The sequence below is a fragment of the Massilia sp. DJPM01 genome, assembly GCF_030348125.1.
GTDB lineage: Bacteria > Pseudomonadota > Gammaproteobacteria > Burkholderiales > Burkholderiaceae_D > Telluria_A > Telluria_A frigida.
This window is the reverse complement of record NZ_JAQOZV010000148.1, coordinates 1-2074: the sequence shown is the minus strand read 5'-3', so window position 1 is coordinate 2074 and position 2074 is coordinate 1. Positions and strand designations below refer to the sequence as shown.

At 59.3% G+C, this 2074-nt stretch carries 3 protein-coding genes; 2 read left to right on the top strand and 1 reads right to left on the bottom strand.

What is annotated here, in order from left to right:
- Nucleotides 1-197 precede the first annotated feature (197 nt).
- Complete coding sequence (locus tag PO883_RS34220) at nt 198-1289, bottom strand: IS5 family transposase (RefSeq protein WP_289313765.1); 1092 nt, start codon at nt 1287-1289, stop codon at nt 198-200.
- 179 nt (nt 1290-1468) lie between these two features.
- Between PO883_RS34220 and PO883_RS34215 the strand changes: the two genes are divergently transcribed.
- Complete coding sequence (locus PO883_RS34215) at nt 1469-1915, top strand: hypothetical protein (RefSeq protein ID WP_289313764.1); 447 nt, start codon at nt 1469-1471, stop codon at nt 1913-1915.
- Nucleotides 1879-2074 (top strand): RHS repeat-associated core domain-containing protein (locus tag PO883_RS34210; RefSeq protein ID WP_373890137.1); only part of this gene is annotated, 196 nt, incomplete at its 3' end. The genes PO883_RS34215 and PO883_RS34210, both read left to right, overlap by 37 nt.

Below are 2074 nucleotides of genomic sequence, written 5' to 3'. Positions count from 1 at the left end.
CGTCTCGTCGGTGTCTGTTACAGGACCGCCTGGCGCCTTAACAGGGCGTTGAAAAAGGACTGCAATCCTTCGGATTCCGTCGCTCAAAACGCGAAATATTCGGACGGGAGCCCGCATTCTGCCTAAAAACTGGTTTCTAGCTGGTTTTTAGACCGTTTTTTGGGCTTTTCATGGCTTTCCGCCCACTCTGGACGGACCTATCCCACCACCGCCGACAAACGCCAGCCAAAGATGCTCGCCATGCGGGTCAGGTTGTAAGCGGCGAAGGTGAACGTGGTCTGCGCGCGCACCTTGGCCAGGCCGACGAAGCGCGCCTTGCGCAGCCCGCCGATGGTTTTGCTCCAGCCGAAGATCTCCTCGACCAGCTTGCGTTTCTTGATACTGACCGTGTAGCCAGCGTGGCGCGTGGTGCGGCCATCAATGGCGCTGTGTTTTTTCTGTGCCACGTGCGACGTCACGCCTTGGTCGCGCAACTGCTTGACGAATTCGGCGGCGTCGTAGCCCTTGTCGGCGCCCAGTGTCGCGCCGGCCTTCTTGATGCTGCGCGCGGCCATGATGAGTGCCGCGTCACGTTCTGCGGTGCCGCTCGCCAGTGTGGTGGTGGCATCGACGACCAGGCCGTTACGGTTCTCCATCAGCGCGTGGCCCAGATAGCACAGCCTGGACTTGTCGCCGTCGCCTTTCTTGTACAGCCGCGCGTCTGGATCGGTCGTCGATTGATGTGTCTCATTGGAGCGTTTCTCTCCCTTGAAGTCGACCGTGGCGTTGCGTCCCTCGTCGCTCGGCGGAGCCCCGCTGCCATCCTTCTTGGTGAAGCTCTTGACTGAGGCCCACGCCTCGATCATGGTGCCATCGACAGTGAAATGCTCGTCCGAAATCAGGCTTTGCCATTCGGCGATACGCAGCACCTGGGCAAAGAAGCGCTGCGTTATCGCCTCGCTGAACAAGCGATCACGGTTGGCACTGAAGGTCGAGTGGTTCCACACGGGCTCGTCGAGGTTCATGCCGACGAACCAGCGGTACAGCAGATTGTATTCAACGTGCTGTACCAGTTGCCGTTCTGAGCGGATTGAGAACAGCGTCTGGATCAGGCTGGCACGCAACAAGCGCTCGGGAGCGATGGAAGGGCGGCCGCGGCGCGAATACAGTGCCTGGAAATCTTCGTCCATGTTGACTAAGATGCCGTCGACCAGCACGCGCAGCTTGCGCAGTGGATGCGCATCGGGGATGCGTTCCTCCAGCGTGCGGTAACTGTACAGCGAGTGCTGGGTGACGTCGGTCTTGCGCATGATGGCGGTCGAAAGTGGGATTGATCGAACAACGTTTACCGGCTCGGGTCGGTTGACGGGCACGGCGATTAAATCAACACCCTGTTAACTATGGCTACAACGGCGCGGGCCAGGTCAGCAGTATCACACTGAACCCGGTGAAAGCCGGCGGTACTGGCACGAGCACCGATAGCATTGTTTTGCTGAACAATATCACCTACGCACCGTTTGGCGGCACCACCGGCTGGACATGGGGCAATAGCGTTCCAGCAAATCAGTACGCGCACGTGCGTACCTACGACCTTGATGGCCGGATCAGCAGCTACAGCATGGGAAGCCCTTCGGCCAACGGCGTGGTACGCACGGTCAATTACGATGCCGCCAGCCGCATCAAGGAATACACCCATGCCGGCACAGGAACGGTGCCCAGCCCTGCCAGCCTGAACCAGACCTTCGGCTATGACGATCTGGATCGCCTGACCAGCTACAGCGGCAACGGCTCCAACCAGACCTACGCCTACGATGCCAGCGGTAACCGCATCAAGGCTGGGTTCGGAGCGAATAGCTATACAACTACTACCGGGATTATGATCCGCAGACCGGTCGTTATATACAGTCCGATCCGATCGGCCTCGATGGCGGTATAAACACCTACGGCTACGTTGGGGGCAATCCAATCTCTTACGTTGACCCCGAAGGATTGCAGGTAGTTGCTCCATTGCCAGGACCGGCCGGGGTGGTTCTTGTAATGGGCGCACTGTGGGCTCAGCAAAAGCAAGCGGCGGATGCGCAGCGAGCGAATGAAC

What these genes read in the sequence shown, in the direction of transcription:
- PO883_RS34220 (WP_289313765.1), bottom strand. Translation starts at nt 1,289, where the DNA reads ATGCGCAAGACCGACGTCACCCAGCACTCGCTGTACAGTTACCGCACG.